Annotated in this window: 5 protein-coding genes; all 5 read right to left on the bottom strand. The window is 72.9% G+C overall.

The genetic code is table 11. The features are described 5' to 3' along the window. Nucleotides 1-66: 66 nt before the first annotated feature. Nucleotides 67-642, bottom strand: a complete 576-nt coding sequence (locus tag ABZ641_RS25815) for a flavodoxin family protein (RefSeq protein ID WP_344625051.1) — start codon at nucleotides 640-642, stop codon at nucleotides 67-69. 176 nt (nucleotides 643-818) lie between these two features. Beyond that, the gene (locus tag ABZ641_RS25820; protein ID WP_344625052.1) at nucleotides 819-2,018 is read right to left on the bottom strand and encodes a glycosyltransferase family 4 protein; all 1,200 of its coding nucleotides are present in this window, start codon (nucleotides 2,016-2,018) and stop codon (nucleotides 819-821) included. A gap of 5 nt (nucleotides 2,019-2,023) precedes the next feature. Further along, complete coding sequence (locus ABZ641_RS25825) at nucleotides 2,024-3,217, bottom strand: ABC transporter ATP-binding protein (RefSeq protein ID WP_344625053.1); 1,194 nt, start codon at nucleotides 3,215-3,217, stop codon at nucleotides 2,024-2,026. Continuing rightward, the gene (locus ABZ641_RS25830; RefSeq protein WP_344625054.1) at nucleotides 3,207-4,103 is read right to left on the bottom strand and encodes an ABC transporter permease; all 897 of its coding nucleotides are present in this window, start codon (nucleotides 4,101-4,103) and stop codon (nucleotides 3,207-3,209) included. Before ABZ641_RS25830 ends, ABZ641_RS25825 begins: the two co-directional genes overlap by 11 nt. A gap of 174 nt (nucleotides 4,104-4,277) precedes the next feature. Beyond that, on the bottom strand, nucleotides 4,278-4,861 hold a 584-nt coding region (locus tag ABZ641_RS25835), incomplete at its 5' end, for a thiol:disulfide interchange protein DsbA/DsbL (RefSeq protein ID WP_359985346.1).

Genomic DNA, 4,861 nt, shown 5'->3' on the forward strand with positions numbered 1-4,861 from the left:
GAAAGACACTGACCAGGTGCCTTTCCACTGCGCGCAGCTCTCCGCGCCCCTGGGGTCACCCAGGCGTCAGGCGCCGATGCGCTGGGCCTGCTCGGCGACGCGGCGGCCGAGGTGCTCGGCGGTGGCCAGGTCGGACTTGTGCATGGCGTCGGCGCCCTGGTCCCCGTTGGACTGGGCGGCGGCGCCCAGCCAGACGCCGAGGCGGTTCAGGTCGAACTCGGAGGCGGTCGACTTGTTCCAGCCGGGCAGCAGGCCGAGGCTGACCCACATCATGCTGTGCTGGGCGGCGAAGACGGAGAGCGACTGCAGGGCGTGCAGCTTGTCGCCGCTCTTGGCACCGGAGTTGACGAAGCCGGCGGCCAGCTTGTCCTTCCACTGCTGCTGCATCCAGCGGCCGCTGGTCTTCTCGACGAAGGTGCGGAAGGCGGCGGAGACGTCGCCGAGGTAGGTCGGCGAGCCGAAGATGATGGCGTCGGCGGCGTCGAGCTGCGCCCACTGCTCGTCGGTGATCTGGTCGACGGCGATCAGGTGGACGGTGGTGCCGGCGACCTCCTCCGCGCCCTGGCGGACGAACTCGGCCTGCCGGGCGGTGTGGCCGTAGCCGCTGTGGTAGGCGATGGCGACGCTGATCTCGCGTGACATGCTGTCAGATCCCTTGGATAGAAGGAGGGCAGAGCGGTCGCCGCGCGCTGCGCCCGCGAACGACCCGACGCCGTAAGGCTGCCAGCTGCGGCAACGCCGTCACAACGCCGGATCGACGGGTTCGATCACAGGGAATGACCGGCCGGGTGCTCACCGTTCCCGGCAGGCCCGGTGGCTCACCGCCCGAGCAGGCGGAGCGCGGTGGGCTTGGCGAACTCGTACCTGGCCATCTGTTCGAGGTCGCGGAGCCAGCGGGCGGGGCCCGGCGGGGCGGCCAGCACTTCGAGGTAGAGCTGCTCGAAGGCGGAGGAGACGCTCTCCAGCGAGAAGCGGCCGACCACCCAGTCCCGTCCCCAGCGGCCGAGTTCGGTGCGGCGGCCGGGGTCGTCGAGGAGGCCGCGGAGCTGGTCGGCGAGCGGGCCGGGGTCGCGGCTGCCGTCGCCCCAGCCGTACATGCAGCGGGAGGCGTGCGGTTCGACGAGCGGGCCGGGTTCGTGGACGGCGGTGTAGCCGGCTGCGCCGTGCACGACGACCGGTTTGGCGAAGGCGAGTCCGCGCAGGGCGGAGCCGCCCATGCCGAGGACGATGTCGGCGGCGGCGTAGGCGGGCCGCGGGTCGGCCAACTGGCCCGGGACGAGGACGGCTTCGCGGCCGAGGGCGGCGTTGGCCTCGGCGGCGCGGGCGCGCAGCCGGTCCAGGCTGGGGCCTGCGCCGACGATCGCGAGGCGGACCCGGGGGTCTTCGAGGGCGCGGACGGCGGCGACGGTGAGTTCGGCGCCGGCGTCCTTCTCCAGGTCGGGTACCAGGCGGGTGACGATGGCGAGCAGCAACTCCTCCTCGTCGATGCCGTGTTCGCGGCGCCAGGCGGCGCCGTCGGCCTGGCCGGGGGCGTCGGTGGCCGTGTTGACGGGCGGTTCGACGAGTCGGACGTCGCGGTGGCCGAAGGCCCGGCCGTCGCCCATGAGGGCGCCGAGGCCGAGGACGAGCGGCTGGTGCCGGGGCATGCCGCGCAGCATCCGGATGCCGTAGAAGGTGGTGACGACGGGGATCCGGCCGAGCCTGCCGGGCCCGAAGAAGCCGTTGCGGGCGGCGCGGACCTCCCAGGCGTGGATCAGTTCGCTGCCGTGCTCGTCCGCCAGCTCCTGCATCCTGCGGCGGACTTCGGCGTGCGGGGTGTCCGGGCCGCCGGCGACCACGACGTCGAGGCCGTGCCCGGCGGCGACGCCGACGAGGGGGGCGTCGCCGGCCACGCCCTGGGCGAAGAGCACCGGGTGGTGGCCGCGGTCGCGCAGGGTGCGGGCGATGTCGACGGCGTTCAGCTGTGCCCCGCCGAGGGTCAGGTTGTTCAGGTGCACCAGCACTCTGACGGGTCTCACCGCGGTCACTCCTCCCAGTGGTGCGGGACGAAGACCGGCGCGGCCAGCACCACGGCCCGCGGCGGGGTGTCCAGCACGGGACCGAACACGTCGAACTGTCCGACGGAGTGCCAGCTCATCAGGGTGCCGCCGTCGGTCTTGCCGATGGAGTAGACGCCCGCCCAGAGGGTGTAGCGGCCGCGGGGCAGCGGGAGGCGGGGTATCACGCAGGCGACGTGGTGGTCGTCGCCGGTGAGCCGGATCTCGTGGCTGATCTGGAAGATCGGGCTGGAGGTGCCCTCGCTGACGCCGAGGTGCAGGGTGGCGTCGCCGCGGTAGTCGCCGCCGAGGGTGAGTTCGACGGTCATCGGCTCGTCGGTGGTGAGGTTCTCCCGGTCCTCGCCGGCGAGTTCGTACTTGAGCAGCTGGAGCGGCTCGCCGGAGCGGGCGGAGGCCTCGGACTGGGCCTCGATGGAGTCCCGGTAGCCGGCCAGCGCGTCCTTGATCCCGGCGTCGACCCGGACGGTGCCCTGCTCCAGCCAGACGCCGCGGCGGCAGATGGACTGGACGGCGGGCAGGTCGTGGGAGACGAAGACGATGGTGGTGCCCTGTTCGGCGACCTCGCGCATCCGGTCGAGGCAGCGCTGCTGGAAGACGGCGTCGCCGACGGCGAGCACCTCGTCGACGAGCAGGACGTGCGGCTCCAGGTAGGCGGCGACGGCGAAGCCGAGGCGCATCTGCATGCCGGAGGAGTAGAACTTGACCTGCCGGTCGATGGCGCCGCCGAGCCGCGCGAACTCGACGATGTCGTCGAAGCGGGAGGCGACCTCGCGGCGCTTGAGGCCGAGCAGCGCGCCGAACAGGTAGACGTTCTCCCGGCCGGTGAGGTCGGGGTGGATGCCGGCCCGGATCTCGATCAGGGCGCCGATCCGTCCGCGGACGTCGATGATGCCGCCGTACGGGTACATCACCCGGGTCAGCATCTTGAGCAGGGTGGACTTGCCGGAGCCGTTGGAGCCGATCAGGCCGACGGACTCGCCGGGTTCGATGTGCAGGTTGATGTCGCGCAGGGCCCAGCGCCAGTCCTCGCCGCGGCCGCCGCGCAGCCGGCGGGCCATCGACTCGACCTTGTCGCGCAGCAGCATCCGCTGCTGGTCGGCCTTGAACCGCTTCCAGACGTGCTCGGTGCGGATGGTGCCCAGCTCGTACTCACGCGACATCGGCGATCCCCGTTTCCAGCTTCTTGAAGAACAGGTAGCCGCCGACCAGGAAGACCAGCGAGGAGACCGCGGCGATGACGGTGAGCCGGGCGTCGGGGGCCTGGCCGTACAGCAGGGCGCGGCGGTAGCCCTCGATGACGGCGCCGAGCGGGTTGACGCCGCAGTAGACCTCCTGCAGCCGGACGGGGATCCGGGCCAGCGGGTACGCGACCGGGGTCGCGAAGACGCCCATCTGCGTGATGATCGGCAGCAGGTGGCGGACGTCGCGCAGGTAGACGACGGCGACGGAGAGGATCAGGGCGACGCCGTAGGTGAAGGCGAACTGGATCGCGAGCAGCGGCAGCACCCACAGGGCGGTCGCGGCGGGGGCCGTCCAGGTGGCCAGGAAGAGCACGGCGAGCACGCCGACGCCGATGAGCATGTCGACGGAGGCGACCAGCATGGTGGCCAGCGGGAAGACCTCGCGCGGGCAGTACACCTTGTTGAGCAGGCTCAGGTTGTTGGCGAGGCTGAGCGCGCCCTGGTTCATGGTGTTGCTGAAGAACTGCCAGACGATCAGGCCGACGTAGGCGAACAGCGGGTAGGACACCCCACCGGTGTCGATCTTGACGGCGCGGTGGAAGACCAGGGTGAAGATGGCGCACAGCGCGAGCGGGGTGAGCACCGCCCAGGCGAAGCCGAGCACGGCCTGCTTGTAGCGGGCGCGCAGGTCGCGCTCGGCGAGGGCGCGGACGAGTTCGCGGGCGGCCCAGAGTTCGCGGGCGGTCCGCGCCGGGCGCAGCCGCCGTTTGAAGAGCAGCTCCGGCGGCGGTCCTTCGGACACGGCGGCCCGGGCCGCCGTCTCCGTGCCGCGCCCGTCGACGACCTGCGCGCTGTGTCCCCCCACGGGCCCCCGCCCTCTCGCATGTGGCTGCCGGTGGGCCGCAGCTCAGGCGGTGCGACCCGGGCGTCCCACTCTGGCACAAGGTGTGCGCGCCAGGGGCTGGTTCGGTGAAGGTGGATCGGGTAGGGGCGGGCCGGATCCCGGGCCGTCGGCGGGCGGCTGCGCGGCCCATCCGGGTCAGCGGTGTTCGACGAGGGTGTCCATGGCGTCCGGCATCCGTTCGACGCCGCCGGCGCCGGCGGGAGAGGTGCGGCCGGAGCCGACCAGGACGGTGGGGATCTCGGTGATGCGGTTGCGGGCCATCTGCCCGGGGGCGTCGGCGACCAGCCGGTCGACCTCCGGGGAGCGCCAGGCGGCGTGGAAGGCCGCGGAGTCCAGGCCCTGGGCGAGCGCCCAGGCGGCGGCGCCGGACTCGGTGGTGAGGTCCTCGTGGCGCTCGCGGACGGCCCGGAAGACCTCGGCCTGCAGCCGGTCGACGGCGCCGAGCCGCTCCAGCGTGTAGTAGAGCCGGGCGTGGCCGAGTTGGCGCTGCTCGTCGGGGCCGCCCTGCCAGACGGCGGGCACCCGGCGCAGCACGACGTCGTCGCGGTGCCGGGCCGCCCAGCGCTCCAGCGGCTGCTCGAACTGGGCGCAGTGCTTGCAGCCGTACCAGAAGAACTCGACGGCCTCCTGCCGCTCGGCGGCGGCGCGCTGCGGGTGGCCGGGGTGCGGCGCGTGGGCGGGGAGCAGTGCGTGGGCGCCCTCGCGCGGGGTGTCGGGGG

The organism is Kitasatospora sp. NPDC007106 (assembly GCF_040634455.1).
Taxonomy (GTDB): Bacteria; Actinomycetota; Actinomycetes; order Streptomycetales; family Streptomycetaceae; genus Kitasatospora; species Kitasatospora arboriphila.

Excerpts from the sequence above, each read along its gene's own strand:
- ABZ641_RS25825 (WP_344625053.1), bottom strand. The coding sequence starts at position 3,217 with ATGTCGCGTGAGTACGAGCTGGGCACCATCCGCACCGAGCACGTCTGG.
- ABZ641_RS25815 (WP_344625051.1), bottom strand. The coding sequence starts at position 642 with ATGTCACGCGAGATCAGCGTCGCCATCGCCTACCACAGCGGCTACGGC.